The sequence below is a fragment of the Methylosinus sp. Ce-a6 genome (assembly GCF_009811655.1).
In the GTDB taxonomy this organism is placed as follows: domain Bacteria; phylum Pseudomonadota; class Alphaproteobacteria; order Rhizobiales; family Beijerinckiaceae; genus Methylosinus.
In genome coordinates this window covers 64,604-79,595 of record NZ_BGJX01000008.1, presented here as the reverse complement: position 1 = coordinate 79,595, position 14,992 = coordinate 64,604, and the positions used below count along the sequence as shown (strand labels likewise).

The following is a 14,992-nucleotide window of genomic DNA, read 5'->3' as shown; positions in this document are numbered from 1 at the left end:
CCCTTCGACCTGCTATCAGGGCCTATGACCGACAAAAAGCCAGAAAGACCCGCCCGCCGTAAGGACGGCGGCGACCAGCCGCCGCGTCGCCGCGCTCCTGTAAAGCCAGCGCCCGACGATTCGGCCGCCAGCGCCTTCGAGGGCGAGCGCATCGCCAAGGTCATGGCGCGCGCCGGCGCCTGCTCGCGCCGCGACGCCGAGATTTGGGTCGCGGAAGGTCGAGTCTCCGTCAATGGCCGCGTGCTGGAGAGCCCCGCCTTCAATGTGCAGGAGGGCGACCGCATAGAGGTTGACGGCGTCCCGCTCGCCGCGCGCGAGCCGACGCGGCTGTTTTTGTTCCACAAGCCCGCGGGTCTCGTCACCAGCGCCAAGGATCCGGAAGGGCGCGAGACGGTCTTCGGCTTCCTCGAGGAGCGCTATCCCGATCTGCCGCGCCTCGTCAGCGTCGGGCGGCTCGACATCAATACGGAAGGCCTGCTGCTGCTCACCAATGACGGCGGCCTCGCGCGCACGCTCGAGCTTCCGGCGACCGGCTGGACGCGCCGCTATCGCGTGCGCGCCCATGGCGAGATCGACCAGGCTCGGCTCGACGAGCTGAAGAAAGGCGTCACCGTCGACGATGTCGATTACGCGCCGATCGAGGCCAAGCTCGACCGCGTGCAGGGCGCCAATGTCTGGATCTCCATCGCGCTGCGCGAGGGCAAGAATCGCGAGATCAAGCGTGTGCTCGAGCATTTGGGGCTCGACGTCAATCGCCTCATCCGCGTCTCCTTCGGCCCCTTCCAGCTCGGCGAGCTCGAGGAGGGCGTCGTCGAGGAGGTGCGGCTGAAGACGTTGCGCGAGCAGCTCGGCAAAGGGCTCGCCGAGCTCGCCGGCGTGGACTTCTCCTCGCCGCGGCGCGAGAGCGAGGAGCCGCCCCATGTCGCGGCGGAGGAGGCCCGCCAGCGCGCCAAGACGCGCTCGCGCAAACATGTGGCGACGATGCGCGCCGAACGCGAGGAGACACGCGGCAAGGGCCCGCGCGCGCGCATCGAGCGCGCCGCGACCAGCGACCGCAAGGGCCGTGCGGTGCCGGTGGAGAAGATCGTGCCCGTGCGCCGGGCCGAGGAGCCGGCGACGACGCGCAACGCCCGCCGCTTTCGCGCCGAGCGGGCGGAGGGCGCGCCCGCGCCTGTCGCGAGCGAGCGCCGCCGGTCGCCGCGCGCCGAGAGCGGGGAGGCGCCGCGCCGCTTCGCCGCCGAGCGCGGCCCGCGGCGGGACGAGGAAGCGCGTTCCTTCGCAGGCGAGCGCGAGCGGCGGCCGAAACGTTTCGAGACGAGCGAAGGCCGTCCGCCGCGCCGCGAGGGAGCGGAGCAGCGTCCGCGCTCGGGCGAGCGGAAGGAGCGTTTCGATGGCGTCGAGCGTCGCGGGGCGCGCTTCGGCGCCGGCGAAGGCCCGCGTCGCGAGCGAGCGCCGCGCCGCGAGGGCGAGGGACGTCCGCCGCGCCGCGAGGGAGCGGAGCAGCGTCCGCGCTCGGGCGAGAGGAAGGAGCGTTTCGATGGCGGCGAGCGTCGCGGGGCGCGCTTCGGCGCCGGCGAAGGGCCGCGTCGCGAGCGTGCGCCGCGCCGCGAGGGCGAGGGCGGTCCTCCGCGCCGCGAGGGAGCGGAGCAGCGTCCGCGCTCGGGCGAGCGGAAGGAGCGTTTCGATGGCGGCGAGCGTCGCGGGGCGCGCTTCGGCGCCGGCGAAGGGCCGCGCCGCGAGCGTGCGCCGCGCCGGGAGGGCGAGGGACGTCCGCCGCGCCGCGAGGGAGCGGAGCAGCGTCCGCGCTCGGGCGAGCGGAAGGAGCGTTTCGATGGCGGCGAGCGTCGCGGGGCGCGCTTTGGCGCCGGCGAAGGGCCGCGCCGCGAGCGTGCGCCGCGCCGCGAGGGCGAGGGACGTCCGCCGCGGCGGGACGGGGCCGAGGCGCGCGCGCCGTGTAAGGACGGGGACGCTCGCCCGTCGGGTCGCGGCGGCAAGAGCGGAGAAGCGCCGCGCCGCGGGCCGCCTCGCGGCGGCGACAAGCCGCGCGGCGGCGGGGCGGGCAAAAGCGCGGGCAAGGGGGGCGCGGGCAAGGGGGGCGCGCGCAAGCCCGGCGGCGCGCCGCGCAAGCCGCGCTAGCCGATGCGCATCGTCGCCGGCGCCTTTCGCGGGCGCGCGCTGAAGGCGCCGCAATCGCAGTCGATTCGCCCGACTTCGGATCGGCTGCGCGAGTCGATCTTCGACATTCTCGCCCACGCCTATGGCGATCCGGTTCCGGGGGCGCGCGTCGTCGATCTCTTCGCCGGCACGGGCGCGCTCGGCCTCGAGGCGCTTTCGCGCGGCGCCGAGCGTATCCTCTTCGTCGATGAAGGCGCGGAGGCGCGCGCGCTGCTGCGCGCCAATGTCGAGGCCTTGGGCGCAGGCGGCCTGACGCGCGTCTTCCGCCGCGACGCGACCAGGCTCGGCCTCGCGCCGCCGGGCGAATTATTCACCCTCGCCTTTCTCGATCCGCCCTATGGGCGCGATCTCGCCTCGCGCGCGCTTCGCTCGCTCGTCGAAGGCGGCTGGCTCGCCGAGGGCGCGCTCGTCGTCGTCGAAGAGGCGGCGGAGGCTCCTCTCTCGCTGCCCGCGGAAATCGTCGAGGAAGAGCGCCGCCGCTATGGCGACACGCAGATCGTCGTCGCGCGGCGATCGTGAAAATCTCCGCGGCGGCGGTCCTGGCTTTTCAGAACGGATTCCACGTCGCTTCGGGCGTGAATTTCAGATAGCCGAGATTGACGCCCAATCGCGCGCCGAGGCCGGCGCGGATCGGCGCGATGACGACGCCGTCGGCGGTGAGCTCGGTGAAGCCGAGGCCGCCGACGAGATAAGCGGAGCCGGCGACGCCGCCGAAGCGCGTGTAGATGGCGTCGACCGAAGGCAGATTATAGATGAGCATCATCGTCCGGTCGCCGTCGGCGCCGGCGTCGAAGCCGAGCGACGGCCCCTGCCAATAGACGCGCCGCTGCCCGGCGTTGCGCGTATACATCACGCCCTCGCCATAGCGCAGGCCGCCGATGAAGGCCCCCGATCCCTCCTGGCCGAGCACATAGGCGTTCGGCCGGCCCCAGCGGCGCGCCAATTGCTCGACGCCCTGCGCGAGATCGCGCGCGATGGCGCCGAAGAAGCGGTGGCCGCTGCGCACCACCTCGTCGCCGGACATGGGCTCCGGTCTTTGCTCGGGCCGCTCGCCATAGGCGGCGCGCGCCGGCGTGAGCGGCGACAGGACAGCGGCCGAGGCGAGAGCGAGCATCTCCCGGCGGGTCGCGAGCATCTGCCTGGGAATCGGATGAGCGGCGCGCATGACGAAAAATCCCGGTTGCAACGGATGCGAATCATTCCGCTGACGTTTCAATGCGATCGTGTCGCGCCCATGGCGCCGCGACGGCGCGCGTCGAGCGGCTGTTCTTCGCGAAAGAAGAATCTCGCCGCGTCCTTAACAAAGTCTTGCAGCGGCGCTGTCGCCGAAGGCGATGAAAGCTCCATTGCGATAGGATGCGTCCGCCTTGCCATAGACGAGCGGGCGGCCGGAGGGATCGACGACGCCGCCGCCGGCCGCGCGCAGCACGGCGTCGCCGGCGGCCGTGTCCCATTCCATCGTCGGGCCGAAGCGCGGATAGAGATCGGCCGCGCCCTCCGCCAGAAGGCAGAATTTGATCGATGAGCCGATTTCGCGAATGGCGGCGACATCGCGCTCTTTCAGAAAGGCGCGCGTCGCCTCGTCGAGATGGGAGCGGCTGACCAGCGCCGTCGGCCCCTCGGCGGGAAGCGCGCGCACGCGGAGCGCCCGCCAGGCGTCGCGCGGCGGCGCCGGAAGGCCGGGCGCGGCGTCGGCGGAGAAGGCGCGCGCGCCGGCGAACCACAATTTCCCGAGAACCGGGGCGAAAACCGCGCCGGCGCGCGGCGCGCCCGCGACGATGAGGCCGATGTTGATGGTGAACTCGCTGCTGCGCGCCAGAAACTCGCGCGTGCCGTCGAGCGGGTCGACGAGCAGAAACGTCTTTGCGCGTGCGAAGTCGGCGCCGGCGGCGGCGGCCTCCTCGGCGACGATGGGAACGCCGGGCAGCAGCTCGGCGAGCCGCGCGGTGAGAAAGGCCTCGATCTTCTCGTCCGCCTCGCAGACCGGGCTCGAATCCTTTTTCGCCCGCGCGTCGATGGTCGGGGCGGCGAGCAGCGCCATGGGAATAGCGCCGGCGCGCGTCGTGAGATCGGCGAAAGCCGCCGCGAGCGCGTCGAAATCCTCGTCGCTGTCCATCCGCATGTCGCCGTCAAAACTCCACATCGCCACGCCGCTCGACGAGAGCGGCCGCGTCCGTCTCCTCCCGTCGAAGATCGTGGACGCGCGCCAGCGCCGGCCCGCGCCGCGCCGTCGCGATAAGCGAATCGAGCGCGTCGCGAGGCCCGGCGGCGACGATCTCCACCGCGCCGTCGTCGCAATTGCGCGCCCAGCCGGCGAGCGCGAGCCGCCGCGCCTCCCGCGCGACAAAGGCGCGAAAGCCGACGCCCTGCACGCGGCCGCGCACGATGATGCGGACGACGAGCCGCGCCTCGCTCATCGCGGCGCCTCGACGGCGACATTGTCGATGAGCCTTGTCGCGCCGAGCTTTGCTGCGACCAGCAGGCGGATCGGGCCGTCGTGACGAAAGGCGACGCGGGCCAGCGTCTCGGCGTGGCGCGCTTCGAGATAATCGATGACGAAGCCCTTCGCCGCGATCTCTTCGCGCGCCCCGGCCATCACATGACCGATCGGCTCGCCCTCGGCGATGAGCCGCGCCGCCTCGGTCAGCGCGCGATGGAGCGCGGGGGCGACGGCCCGCTCCTCCTTCGAGAGATAGATGTTGCGCGACGACATGGCGAGGCCGTCCGCCTCGCGCAGCGTCGGCGCGCCGACGATCTCGGCGCGCAGGTCGAGATCGCGCGCGAGGCGGCGGATGACCAGCAATTGCTGATAGTCCTTCTCGCCGAACACAGCGACGTCGCAGTCCGCCTGGTTCAAGAGCTTGGCGACGACGAGCGCGACGCCGGAAAAATGCGTCGGGCGGAAATGGTCCTCGAGATCGGCGACGGCCGGCCCGCCCACGGTGACGGCGGTGGAAAAGCCCGGCGGATAGATTTCCTCCGCCGCGGGCGCATAGCAGAGATCGGCGTCGACGCGCGCGAGCCGCTCGACATCGGCGGCGAGCGTGCGGGGATAACGATCGAAATCCTCGCCCGCGGCAAATTGCGTGGGATTGACGAAGACCGAGACCATCACGCGCCGGGCGCGCCGGCGCGCCTCCTCGACCAGCGAGAGATGGCCGTCGTGCAGCGCGCCCATGGTGGGGACGAAGCCGACGCGCTCGCCGCGCGCCCGCCACAGCGCGACGCGCTGGCGCAGCTCGGCGAGCGTATGGACGGTCTGGATGGGAAAGGCGCTCATTTTCGGCTCATCCTCTGCTGCGCGGCTGGCGCGAGGCTCTCCAGAAAGGCGATATAGGCCGAAGGCAGGCCGAGCGAGCGCGCCGAGGCGGCGACGCTCTCGACATAGCCCGGCGCCGGGCCGCCCTCGCGCGCGGCTGTCCCGATATAGACGAGCGCCTGCGCCGCGCCGGCCGGCTTGCGCAGCACGGGCAGGATGGTCTTGCGGTAGAGGCCGCGGCCGACCTCCTCGTAACGATCGAGCGCCGGAACATCCGCCACGGCGAGGTCGAAGATGAGGCCATGGACCTGCGCGCGCCCATCCGGGACGATGGTGGCGAATCCGATCTCCGCAATTGCGAAGCGATAGCGCGCGATCCGGCCGAGGCCGAGCGGCCGCGATCTCGGGCAGCGCGCGGCCATTGCGGCGACGTCCATATTGGCGCCATAGGCGAAATAGAGCGGCATGAGGTCGTCCTGGATGCGGGCGAAACATAGAGCGATTTCCGCCGCAGAGGAATCGTTCGGAGGGGGGCGTCCGATAACAAAATATCCGCCTCTTTTCGATCCAAGGCGGGCCTTACGCGCCGCTGCGCCGCGAGCGAGACGCCGGCGCCTCGGCGCAGCCCCGTCGAAAAAAGGAAAGAGCCCGGCCTCGGCCGGGCTCCCGGGCGAGGACGGCCCCTGGGAATTCACCGCCCTCGCCTGATATTCTCATCATTGGACGTCGTTTTTGAAAGTGCGTCGAATCGACGCGACCAAAAGGAGAAGAAAAATGGAGGAGTTCGAAGGCGGCTTTCTTCGCAATACGGCGATCGGTCTCGTCCTGGCTCTGGCGGCGTCCATCGTCTATGTGTGGTTCCGCTAGGGCGCAGGGCCTGAGCGGGGCGCCGCAGCGGCCGGTTGACGCAGCGTCATAGAGAAGCGATAGGCTGTCGCCCGATTCCTCGCGCGCCGCCGGATGCTTTCGCGCGCGCGAAGAGTCGGGGGCGGTTCGGAAGGGTGGCCGAGTGGTTTAAGGCAGCGGTCTTGAAAACCGCCGTGGGGGAAACCCCACCGTGGGTTCGAATCCCACCCCTTCCGCCAGATCAATAACTTATGTCAATTTTTGCGTCCGCATATGGCGCAAATGGCGCGAACGGAAGCGGTTCGTCCAGGCACGATAGTCGGCACAGTTTGTTCCGGCGGCGTTCGATGCTCTTCCTGACCGACTTATTGGTGCGCAAAGAGTGCGCTTGTTCGAGAGAAGGCCTCCGCCGCCAGTCGAGTTCGGCACCGCTTGCGACGACCGACGCTCAGGGATGGGCGCCTCGTCCCGAGTGTAGGCTAACGTGACGCGTCCGTTGCGGATCCCGCTCTCGCGTGGGTCACGACGGTGAAGCGGATGGAGGCTTTCGGGCTTGCAGGCGAGAAAGCAGAGACTGGAGTTGGTATAAAGCCTTGAGAATTTCTTTTGCCAACTCGATGGAGTCTGCGGCCTCTTCGCTACCGATATTATCATATGCTTTTGCCTCGATGTGGGCGGCATCATTCCCGAGAGCTTTTAGTTCCATCATTGCCTCAAATAGCGCTTCTGGAAGAACGATCGTTGTTTTCAACGATACAAGCTTCTGATGAAGGTTGCTGCCTTGCGCGCTATTGAGATCGCAGATTTCCTCGAGCAGCCTCCGCACCATCATTGCAGCGGCGCGATGAGCGCCGGCCGCATGACATGAAATCGCTTCTCTCAACGTCGCCAGGATAGGCAACGGAAGGTTTTCGGAGTTGAAATCTATAAGCTCTGGAGGTTCTATTTCTACGACCCGTCCGTTCGCGAGGACGACAAAAACGAACCCAAAACATTCTGCATTTGGGCAAATTCTTATCGACGCAGAACAAATTTGCATCGCTGGGCGATGTTCTATTTGCCCATTTTTACTATATTCAATTGCGGCGCTGCCAAAAACAGAGAATGTTCCCAATTGACGGCAATGCGGACATCTGATCGTGATGGGCGCAGGCTTGATCTGTAGCTGCTGTAGGTTTCCTTCCGGTTGAAAGAAATTCGGATTATTCGGCTGAAAAATTGCCATAGACGCCTCACGACAGCTCGTCATCGTCGCGAGTTTCTAGCCGATCCTCGTGGGAGAATGCCATTCGATTTTTTCGGCTTCGACCGATGTCACGATCGAGCCGGCTACGATGTTCACTGAAGGGCTGCATTGATCGATCCTGCCAGCCTTGCCCCAGCGAGCGCGACCTGCCGCTCCGCAATTCTTTTCGCCTCCGCCTGATAGGCGTCGGTCAGCGCAAACGGCCCCGCGCCGTCGCCGATCGGCCCGACATAGACGAACCGCTCGGCAAGCTTCTCGCTCTCGCGCACCCAGGCCACAGGATCCTCGATGGCCGCCGTCGCATCGGGCGAGGGCAGGGTGGCCGCGAGCGCCTCGGCGTCCGAGGGACCGCCCCGATCGCCCAGCAGCCCATCCCAATAGGCATGGAGCTTGGCCCCGCATGTGAACGCGAGGCAGACGGTCTCCTTATTGCCGCCCTGATCGCCCTTCGGCATGCCGCGCGAGAACCGCGATGTTGCGTGCAGCGGCTGGTGAACATCGCCGACCAGATGGAGCAGCCACACGAGATCGTAGGACTTCACGTCATCGCTCGCCGAATTGGAGGCGAGGGCCTGCTGAAACGCCTCGATCTGCGTCAGCGCGTTCGGCGCCTGCGGCGTTTCGCCGGGCGTGCCGTCGGACGAGAACGGCAGGTCGACATAGTGCCAGTAGTCGTGGACGAGGTGGTCGGAATAGCCGGTGTTCGCCGTTGCGCTGGCGCCGTCCTGGGCAATCGAGCGCCGCTGGTAATTGTTGCTGCGCTTGATGTCGTCGGCCCAGGTCGCCGCATGGACGAAGGCGCAAAAAACTCGACGCGATGTATTTTTGCTGCAATCGTTATGGCTTAGGTGGGCGTTGATTGCGAGGAGCGCACATTTCGTTCGCCCACATTTCTCCTTGCGGCTGGGTGGGTTGCAGTTATGGAACCATTTACTCCCGATCAAAAGTCCCTCCACCGTAGTGTAATGGATGATAAAAACATCCTGAGCGGCCAATTCTGGGGAGAGCTGCGCGTGTTTCTCGCGGTGGCGAAGGCAGGATCATTCAATCGTGCAGCAGATATGCTAGGAATGAGCCATCCGACCGTAAGCCGTCAGGTCAAGCGATTGCAGGATCTTATGGGTTCTCAGCTTGTAGTGCCAACGAAACACGGAGTGATTTTCACAGAGAAAGGTGAGCTGCTTGCACAGTCTGTATGTAAACTTGATCAGCAGCTATTTGCGCTCAGCAGTGGCATAAAATCAAAGACAGGAGAAATAAAGGGAGTTGTTCGCATCAGCATCACCGATGCGCTCAGCTCGATTTTCTTGGCCCCGAGCTTAGAGGCTTTCTCTAGAGAGCACCCAAAAATTCAAGTTCATTTAAAAACGCCATATAATATCACTAATCTGAAGGAAAATCAGACAGATATGATGGTCGGTTTCAAAAGCGCTGATTCTGGGGAGTTGGCTTTCCAACCACTCGGATATTTGCATTTCATTCCGATCGTTTCAAAAACGTATATCCGTAATTATGGTTTACCAACGCAGGAAAACATAGCACAACATCGTTTCATTCAATCCGAGTTCTATTCAGCAAGAACAGGTCTTTGGGATAGCTGGTTAGATCTTTGTGACCGCGGCACCATAGCTCACTTCTGTGACCATGCTTTTGCCTACGGAATGCTTGTGAAATCGGGCCTCGGGATCGGGCTGTTAGCGAGCTATACAGTGCTTGAGCCGAGCTCGGTCCCATTGAACCTCGATGCCAGGATTTCGGTGCCGATGTTCCTGATCGCGGTAAGGCAGCGATTGGATTCCCGCCCCGTACGTCTCGTTTTCGATTGGCTTTCCTCGATTCTCGGGCCTGCAAACCCGTGGTTTGGGAAAAAAATAGATCTGCACGCGAGACCATCGGCCTACGATATCGGATTCCGATCTCTATTTAATATCGATGAATGATCGGTGCTGCCGACAAAGGTCAATGCGTTCCGTCTCGGAAACGATCAGGGGCGTGGAATCCCAGAATTTGCTGAATCTTCTCCTTTAGATGAGTTCGCTCCGGCGAGTCCATTCCTTCGAGTCGGTTCGAGACATGCCGCTCGATCGCTTCCCAGTTCGGGCCGAATAGCGTGACGGCTTCATTACAGAGATCCGCGAGAAGTGTGTATCCTCTGTCCTGGATAGGCCGGTACTTTTCATCTGCCATTTTTTCCCGCCTTGTTCGAACGTTTTTGAACAACCGATGAAAATAAGCAATATTCCATGATATTCAGCTTTCATCCACTATCCGCCACGGAACTTAGCTCACACTTTCTGGGGCCTTGGACATGGCGGAGACTAACGCATATAACCACATTCGTGTCGAAATTATAACCGAGTACGAGCAGCTCCTCCACGCTTTCGCTGTTCGCAGCATTTGCTTCATGGAAGAGCATGGCGTTCCTGCGCGCCAGACATTCGACGGCAACGACTATCAGGCGACGCACGTGATCGCCTATGCACATGATGAGCCGATCGGAACCGCGCGCCTGAGATGGTTTCGCGAGTTCGCGAAAATGGAGCGCACTTGCTTCCGAAAGGAGCATCGTGGTCCCCGCGTCCTTCAACATTGTTCTCGGTTCATTTTTGATCATGTGGCGCAGAAAGGCTACGAACGCCTAGTGACTCACGCGAAGCCGAAGTATGCGCGGATGTGGCGCGGAGTATTGGGTTTCGTCCCGGTCGATGGCAAAGAGCCGATGTATTTCGAAGGGGAGGAGGAGCCGTATCTCGAGCTCGTGAAATGCCTCGATCCCCACCCCAGGCCCGTCTCGGAACAGGCCAGCATTGCTGTTCTCTTTAGGGTGGAAGGACGGTGGGATAAACCTTCTCAATTCGAGAGCGCAGTTTGAGCGAAAGAACAGAAGAAGCAAAAATGGAAAATATATATCGCGATTTTCTGCAAGAATTATTGGGAATTCATGCCAGGATGATCGAGCGTTTGTTGCTCGATGAGCCAACACCGGTTCTCGCGGCATTGTTTTTAGATTTAGGAAAAACATATCTACGTATATCCGAGATACTGCAGCGATTAGAAGTGGAAGGTGACGAATACAAGCCGTAGCGCGCATGTTGTCGATGAGGAGGGTAGAATGGTAGTGCGAAAATCAAAAGCAAATGTAGCAATGAGTGAAGATCGTGACATAAATTCAATACTTGCAATGCTTGACTATATTATGCCGGAAGTGAAGAGTATCGATCAAGATGCTCTTGAGCTTCTTACGGCCGCGCGAGGGCGATTGTATGGCCGCCTCGTCGAGGACATGCATTGTGTGCATTGCGGATCGATAATGAAAAGAGCTTATTGACCCCACTAAGAAACAGGCCGGCACAGAAGTCAGACGCGTGTCATACAATCAATGAAATGCATTCGAACTCCTGGGAGCTTGCTCAAGCCGCCAATTCCTGACGACTTCCGGGATTCGGGCCTCGAAATCCGGCCATCGTTGGATCAAATCGCGTTCGATGAGGATAAGTCCTCTGCGTGCGACCGGAAATGGAATCCGGTCTTCCCGCAACAATCTGACCGTATAAGTTAGAGCGGTCACGAGCATGTCTTCAGGACGTAGGCTTTTCGTTTGCATGCCGCAGACTACTATGAAGGGGCTCGACAAAAATTTCAGAACGGTGGCAATCCACAAATATCTGCCGAAACAGAAGGCTCCACCGGTTGAAGTCGGTGGGGCAACGCGGGCAATCAGCGCATTTCAGGGCAAGTCGGGTCTCCGACGTGGGATTTTCATGATCGACAGACCGAATTTGGTTCGCTCGATCAGCCAGCGACAGAAATCGATCCCGGTTAGGCCGAGCGCGAATCCGGTCAGCCCCGGCACCGCATCGGCCGGCACGAGAGCCGGATCGACGCCGATCTGCCGGTAAAGCCAGTGCACGCCCGCGCCGACGAGTGGCGCGAAGATCGGCGTTCCGACGAAGCTGAACGCTCCGCCGGCAATGCCGGCTATGATGCGCAAGTGCCACGGGCCGTTGAGCAGCAGCGCGCTCACTCCGGCGCCGGCGAGCAAGCCCACGAGCGGCGCGACATGATAGGTGTCGTTGGATATCGGATCGGACATTTGCGCCTCCTCCTATCGCTTCGTTTCGCCGGCTAGCCCCGCGTCCCGCCGCTGTCGCCACCTCACATTGGCGCCATGCCGATCCCCGCATGTCGAAAGCGCCGCGCGATCGTGGCCCCATAGACGCTCGACCTCGCCCGCGCCGAGCGCGTGCGCCGGGAGCCTCACAGGGCGCTCGCACGGCTTGTCGAGATCGCCGGGGGCCTCGAACCGCGCCAGCTCCCGCACGGGCTCGGTCCGGCTGCTATCGGGCGAGCCGGTCGAGGCGCATGACGCTGTCGCGAGCGAGGCAAGGACGATGATCGTGGGCGGCAGACGCATCGGCGGATTCCTTGAGGCGGATTTCGAGGTCGAGGTTTTTCTTGGCGAGAGCATTCGATTCCGTCGCGCCGGCGGCGCGCGCCTCGGCGATGGCGGCCTCGCGGCGGATGTGCTCGGCGTCGGCGGCGCGCTGGAGCTCGGCGCGGAACGCCTCGGCGCGCGCGTCGCAGGCGGCGCGCTCGCGATGTCCGGCCCAAAGCCATGCGACCCCGAAGGCGACGGCGGCCGCGCCGATCGGCGTGCGGATCGCGGCGGAGAGGGCGTCGAGCGCGCCTTTGACGAGCGCGGGAATGAGGGCGAGAAAAGGCATGGAGATTATCTCCCCACATTGAGGCCGCAGGCCGCGTCGTCGACGCGCGCGGCCTTGACGATGGCCGCCCCGCGCCAGGCGCGCCAGACGAAATAGGCAGCAACCGCGGAGAGCCCGAGGACGGCGAGAAGTGGCCAATAGGTCCGCAGCGCCTCGAGCGCCGAGACGCCGCTCTGGATTGCCGTCGCAGCTTCCTGCGCCTGATCCGCGACATCCTTGACCTGCGACAGCGCCATCGTCGCGCCGCCGATGGAAATGACCGATCCGGCGACGCCCTGTTGCGCCTGATCGGCGCCGGCGATCGTGCGTGAGCCGGCGGCGCGCAGATAGGCGGCCGAGACATTTTCGCCCTCGACGCGCGACGGCGCCTCGACGAGGCGCAGCGCCCCCCGGTCGAGATGATTGTCTCCCGTCGCCGCGAGGAATTGCGCGCGCTCGCCGCGCCGGCGGCCGATGATTTCCTTCGGCTTGTTCCAAAGCAGGAAGGCGTCTGCGGCGCCCGCGTAGTCATAGGCGTTGAGGCGCTTGACGACGCTCGATTTCTCGAACGCGCCGACGCCGATATTGAAACACAACGACGTGAGCGCATCGAACTGGCCTTGCGAGAGGGGCGTGCGGACCGCCTCATTCACGGCGCGCTCATATTGGCCGAGATCGCGCGAGAGGATTGCATCGACGTCGGCCTTCGAGACGACGAGTCCGGGCGTCACGACGGGCGCGCCGGCCGCCGACGTATGGCCGACGCCGATCGTCCAGACGCCGACGCTGTCGCGATAGGCGCGCGTCTTGAAACCCTCGCGCTTGATGAGCTTGGCGCGGCCGTCCGCGCTCATTCGCATGGTCATGAGTCACCTTTTCGTGAGAGGCGCGCACGCGCGCAAAAAAGCCCGCCGAAACGGCGAGCCAAAGATCGAGGAACGGATGCTGTCGCGGGTGTGGCGGCGGCCTATCCGGGCCAGCCGCTTTCTATGTCGATCGCCGCCAGCGCCATCGCGTCGGCTGCGGCATCGATCTCGGCGGCGAGCTGCGCCTCGCGATCGAAGCAGCTCTGCACATGCGCGCGCACGGCCTGCGCCACGGCGATCAGCGCGGCGTGATCGAGCAGCGCGAAAGAGCCGTCGGCGAGCTTCCAATTCACCGCATAGGCGTCGTCGAGCACGCTGGCGACGACGGCCGCCGTCAGCTTGCCTTGCGTCTTCTCGTCGCTCGGCATGCTCATGCCGTTCACTATCGTTCCCGCCGTCTCGGCGCGCCAGCGGCGCTCAGCGAGGGCGGCGCGCTTGGCGGCTTTCAGCGCGGCGAGGGTCGCCGTCGGGACGGGCGTCGGCGCATTGCCTGCGGCGACCCAGGCCAGATAATCCCGATAATCGCGATTGCCCGGATCGGCGGGGATGAGCGCCCCATCGGCGTCGCGCCGGATGCAATCGGAGCCGGCGAGCAGCGAGTAGGACATGTCAGAGCTCCGCTGATAGGTAGATTTTTGCGACTGACGTGCTGCCGCCGCTAGCCCCCGCGCCGGATGGGTCCGTGTTGAATCCAATCGTCCCGCCGTCTGGACCGAGGCTCGAGCCAGAGACCGATATGGCGGCGCGGAGCGCATACCCATATTCCTCGAATGCGTTCGCGCCGTCGACGATGATAATAGTCGGCGTGGCGGCAAGGCGCGTGCGGAAAGCGCCCGCGAGGGACAGCACCGTCACGCTGGCTTGCCATCTGCCAGACCACCCGCTGAGGCGTTGATAGTATCGCTCGCACAGCATCATTTCTATTCCGGGCGGCCGGCGCTCGAAGGCGGAGGAGTGCGCCCCCGCCTCGAATTGCGGGCGCAGGACAGTCCCGGTCGAGAATTCCGCGGCCGTGAGCGTGTTCGCGGCCAGCCCTGTAACCGTGAGCCCATTGGCCGGAACCACGGCATAGGAGCCGGAGGCAGTCGTCTGCCAGACGCGCGCCTGAGCCGTGCCGGCGTGCGAGAGCACATAGGCGCCGCCTTCGATCAGCGATGCTTCGATGGGCAGCACGAGCGAGCCGGCCGTGATGGTGAGCGTCGTGTCGACGCCTGACGCCGCGAATGTGTAGGTCGCGCCGCCCGCGCCCGCCTTCACGCCGTCATGGCCATAGGCGCCGGCTGCGAGCGTCACCGTGCCAGAAACGGCGCGCTGGTTGATCGCGAACGAGGCATTGCGCAGGCGATTGCGGAAGCCCGCGAGCGAGGGCTCGCTCTGCCATGTGGAGCCCGAATAGACGACCGCGACAGAACGCGACGCGACCCACGCGCGCCATCCGTTCTTCGGCGTGTAGAACGCCCAGGCGCCGTTCTGATAGGCCGCGATCTTGCCCGCCTGTCCCGCCCATGCGCCCGAGGGGCTCGCGGCGACGATGTAGCGGTCGCCGTCCGCTGGCGAGCCCGGCGGCGTCGCGAGCGCATCGTCGATGACGGCGAGCTGCACGATCGCGTCGAGCGCGCGCAGCGCTTCATTGTGCGTGACGTGCTTTTGCGACTGGTTGGCGTCGATGAGGGCAAGCGCGAGGTTTGGCGTGCTCGTCATTGCTTTTCAACTTTCAGCTTGGCGATTTCGTCGCGCGCGACGGCGAGAGCGAGCGTTGCAGCGTCGAGAGCTTCCTGTGCTTCGTGGAACTTCGACGACAGCACGGCGGCGCGCTCGGACATGAGCCGCGCCTGGAGCTCCAGTTCGGCGATATAGCCGCGCAGCGCGGCCGGCATTTTGGAAAGGTCGGCCATGG

Annotated in this window: 19 protein-coding genes and 1 tRNA gene; 6 read left to right on the top strand and 14 right to left on the bottom strand. The window is 64.8% G+C overall.

Going from position 1 to position 14,992, the window contains the following annotated elements:
• Positions 1-24 precede the first annotated feature (24 nt).
• Together Mspo_RS07670 and rsmD are read left to right on the top strand one after the other, a co-directional pair.
• Entirely contained in the window at positions 25-2,136 is a 2,112-nt protein-coding gene (locus Mspo_RS07670; RefSeq protein WP_159728438.1) for a pseudouridine synthase, read from the top strand.
• Positions 2,137-2,139: 3 nt separating this feature from the next.
• The gene (gene rsmD / locus Mspo_RS07665; protein ID WP_159728436.1) at positions 2,140-2,694 is read left to right on the top strand and encodes a 16S rRNA (guanine(966)-N(2))-methyltransferase RsmD; all 555 of its coding nucleotides are present in this window, start codon (positions 2,140-2,142) and stop codon (positions 2,692-2,694) included.
• A gap of 28 nt (positions 2,695-2,722) precedes the next feature.
• Here the strand turns inward: rsmD and Mspo_RS07660 are convergent, their stop codons facing one another.
• The 5 genes from Mspo_RS07660 to Mspo_RS07640 form a co-directional block, all read right to left on the bottom strand.
• Positions 2,723-3,340 carry a DUF1134 domain-containing protein gene (locus Mspo_RS07660; RefSeq protein ID WP_159728434.1) on the bottom strand — a complete coding sequence of 206 codons (618 nt, stop codon included), beginning with the start codon at positions 3,338-3,340 and terminating at the stop codon, positions 2,723-2,725.
• A 132-nt stretch (positions 3,341-3,472) separates the two neighbouring features.
• A complete protein-coding gene (gene cysQ / locus Mspo_RS07655) occupies positions 3,473-4,297 on the bottom strand; it encodes a 3'(2'),5'-bisphosphate nucleotidase CysQ (RefSeq protein ID WP_159728432.1) in 825 nt (274 codons plus the stop codon).
• Positions 4,298-4,304: 7 nt separating this feature from the next.
• Positions 4,305-4,592, bottom strand: a complete 288-nt coding sequence (locus Mspo_RS07650) for an acylphosphatase (protein ID WP_159728430.1) — start codon at positions 4,590-4,592, stop codon at positions 4,305-4,307.
• The gene (panC, locus tag Mspo_RS07645) at positions 4,589-5,455 is read right to left on the bottom strand and encodes a pantoate--beta-alanine ligase (RefSeq protein WP_159728428.1); all 867 of its coding nucleotides are present in this window, start codon (positions 5,453-5,455) and stop codon (positions 4,589-4,591) included. Before panC ends, Mspo_RS07650 begins: the two co-directional genes overlap by 4 nt.
• Entirely contained in the window at positions 5,452-5,901 is a 450-nt protein-coding gene (locus Mspo_RS07640; protein ID WP_159728426.1) for a gamma-glutamylcyclotransferase family protein, read from the bottom strand. Before Mspo_RS07640 ends, panC begins: the two co-directional genes overlap by 4 nt.
• Positions 5,902-6,429: 528 nt before the next feature.
• Here Mspo_RS07640 and Mspo_RS07635 point away from each other — a divergent pair.
• Positions 6,430-6,519: transfer RNA gene (locus Mspo_RS07635), tRNA-Ser, on the top strand.
• Between the two features lie 281 nt (positions 6,520-6,800).
• On the opposite strand, the gene Mspo_RS07630 is transcribed toward Mspo_RS07635, so the two are convergent.
• Positions 6,801-7,505, bottom strand: coding sequence for a DUF4145 domain-containing protein (locus tag Mspo_RS07630; RefSeq protein WP_159728424.1), 705 nt, complete (start codon positions 7,503-7,505; stop codon positions 6,801-6,803).
• A gap of 113 nt (positions 7,506-7,618) precedes the next feature.
• Positions 7,619-8,470 carry a S1/P1 nuclease gene (locus Mspo_RS07625; protein ID WP_244613232.1) on the bottom strand — a complete coding sequence of 284 codons (852 nt, stop codon included), beginning with the start codon at positions 8,468-8,470 and terminating at the stop codon, positions 7,619-7,621.
• A 21-nt stretch (positions 8,471-8,491) separates the two neighbouring features.
• Here Mspo_RS07625 and Mspo_RS07620 point away from each other — a divergent pair, with 21 nt between their 5' ends.
• On the top strand, positions 8,492-9,466 hold the full coding sequence (locus tag Mspo_RS07620; RefSeq protein WP_159728422.1) for a LysR family transcriptional regulator: 975 nt from the start codon (positions 8,492-8,494) through the stop codon (positions 9,464-9,466).
• Positions 9,467-9,485: 19 nt separating this feature from the next.
• On the opposite strand, the gene Mspo_RS07615 is transcribed toward Mspo_RS07620, so the two are convergent.
• Complete coding sequence (locus Mspo_RS07615; protein WP_159728420.1) at positions 9,486-9,713, bottom strand: hypothetical protein; 228 nt, start codon at positions 9,711-9,713, stop codon at positions 9,486-9,488.
• Positions 9,714-9,834: 121 nt separating this feature from the next.
• Here Mspo_RS07615 and Mspo_RS07610 point away from each other — a divergent pair, with 121 nt between their 5' ends.
• Positions 9,835-10,398 carry a GNAT family N-acetyltransferase gene (locus tag Mspo_RS07610; protein WP_159728418.1) on the top strand — a complete coding sequence of 188 codons (564 nt, stop codon included), beginning with the start codon at positions 9,835-9,837 and terminating at the stop codon, positions 10,396-10,398.
• Positions 10,395-10,610, top strand: a complete 216-nt coding sequence (locus Mspo_RS07605; RefSeq protein WP_159728416.1) for a hypothetical protein — start codon at positions 10,395-10,397, stop codon at positions 10,608-10,610. Before Mspo_RS07610 ends, Mspo_RS07605 begins: the two co-directional genes overlap by 4 nt.
• Before the next feature lie 643 nt (positions 10,611-11,253).
• Here Mspo_RS07605 and Mspo_RS07600 read toward each other — a convergent pair.
• From Mspo_RS07600 to Mspo_RS07575, 6 genes are all read right to left on the bottom strand, one after another.
• Positions 11,254-11,619: a hypothetical protein gene (locus Mspo_RS07600; protein ID WP_159728414.1), complete on the bottom strand. Its 366-nt coding sequence runs from the start codon at positions 11,617-11,619 to the stop codon at positions 11,254-11,256.
• A 244-nt stretch (positions 11,620-11,863) separates the two neighbouring features.
• The gene (locus tag Mspo_RS07595; protein WP_159728412.1) at positions 11,864-12,250 is read right to left on the bottom strand and encodes a hypothetical protein; all 387 of its coding nucleotides are present in this window, start codon (positions 12,248-12,250) and stop codon (positions 11,864-11,866) included.
• A gap of 5 nt (positions 12,251-12,255) precedes the next feature.
• Positions 12,256-13,095, bottom strand: coding sequence for a lysozyme (locus Mspo_RS07590; RefSeq protein ID WP_159728410.1), 840 nt, complete (start codon positions 13,093-13,095; stop codon positions 12,256-12,258).
• Positions 13,096-13,196: 101 nt separating this feature from the next.
• On the bottom strand, positions 13,197-13,703 hold the full coding sequence (locus Mspo_RS07585) for a DUF4376 domain-containing protein (RefSeq protein WP_159728409.1): 507 nt from the start codon (positions 13,701-13,703) through the stop codon (positions 13,197-13,199).
• A 1-nt stretch (position 13,704) separates the two neighbouring features.
• Positions 13,705-14,796, bottom strand: a complete 1,092-nt coding sequence (locus Mspo_RS07580) for a DUF2793 domain-containing protein (RefSeq protein ID WP_159728407.1) — start codon at positions 14,794-14,796, stop codon at positions 13,705-13,707.
• Positions 14,793-14,972: a hypothetical protein gene (locus Mspo_RS07575; RefSeq protein WP_159728405.1), complete on the bottom strand. Its 180-nt coding sequence runs from the start codon at positions 14,970-14,972 to the stop codon at positions 14,793-14,795. Before Mspo_RS07575 ends, Mspo_RS07580 begins: the two co-directional genes overlap by 4 nt.
• Positions 14,973-14,992: the final 20 nt, after the last annotated feature.

Coding starts and splice junctions, on each gene's coding strand:
- Mspo_RS07670 (WP_159728438.1), top strand. CDS start 25: ATGACCGACAAAAAGCCAGAAAGACCCGCCCGCCGTAAGGACGGCGGC.
- rsmD (WP_159728436.1), top strand. CDS start 2,140: ATGCGCATCGTCGCCGGCGCCTTTCGCGGGCGCGCGCTGAAGGCGCCG.
- Mspo_RS07660 (WP_159728434.1), bottom strand. CDS start 3,340: ATGCGCGCCGCTCATCCGATTCCCAGGCAGATGCTCGCGACCCGCCGG.
- cysQ (WP_159728432.1), bottom strand. CDS start 4,297: ATGCGGATGGACAGCGACGAGGATTTCGACGCGCTCGCGGCGGCTTTC.
- Mspo_RS07650 (WP_159728430.1), bottom strand. CDS start 4,592: ATGAGCGAGGCGCGGCTCGTCGTCCGCATCATCGTGCGCGGCCGCGTG.
- panC (WP_159728428.1), bottom strand. CDS start 5,455: ATGAGCGCCTTTCCCATCCAGACCGTCCATACGCTCGCCGAGCTGCGC.
- Mspo_RS07640 (WP_159728426.1), bottom strand. CDS start 5,901: ATGCCGCTCTATTTCGCCTATGGCGCCAATATGGACGTCGCCGCAATG.
- Mspo_RS07630 (WP_159728424.1), bottom strand. CDS start 7,505: ATGGCAATTTTTCAGCCGAATAATCCGAATTTCTTTCAACCGGAAGGA.
- Mspo_RS07620 (WP_159728422.1), top strand. CDS start 8,492: ATGGATGATAAAAACATCCTGAGCGGCCAATTCTGGGGAGAGCTGCGC.
- Mspo_RS07615 (WP_159728420.1), bottom strand. CDS start 9,713: ATGGCAGATGAAAAGTACCGGCCTATCCAGGACAGAGGATACACACTT.
- Mspo_RS07610 (WP_159728418.1), top strand. CDS start 9,835: ATGGCGGAGACTAACGCATATAACCACATTCGTGTCGAAATTATAACC.
- Mspo_RS07600 (WP_159728414.1), bottom strand. CDS start 11,619: ATGTCCGATCCGATATCCAACGACACCTATCATGTCGCGCCGCTCGTG.
- Mspo_RS07595 (WP_159728412.1), bottom strand. CDS start 12,250: ATGCCTTTTCTCGCCCTCATTCCCGCGCTCGTCAAAGGCGCGCTCGAC.
- Mspo_RS07590 (WP_159728410.1), bottom strand. CDS start 13,095: ATGACCATGCGAATGAGCGCGGACGGCCGCGCCAAGCTCATCAAGCGC.
- Mspo_RS07585 (WP_159728409.1), bottom strand. CDS start 13,703: ATGTCCTACTCGCTGCTCGCCGGCTCCGATTGCATCCGGCGCGACGCC.
- Mspo_RS07580 (WP_159728407.1), bottom strand. CDS start 14,796: ATGACGAGCACGCCAAACCTCGCGCTTGCCCTCATCGACGCCAACCAG.
- Mspo_RS07575 (WP_159728405.1), bottom strand. CDS start 14,972: ATGCCGGCCGCGCTGCGCGGCTATATCGCCGAACTGGAGCTCCAGGCG.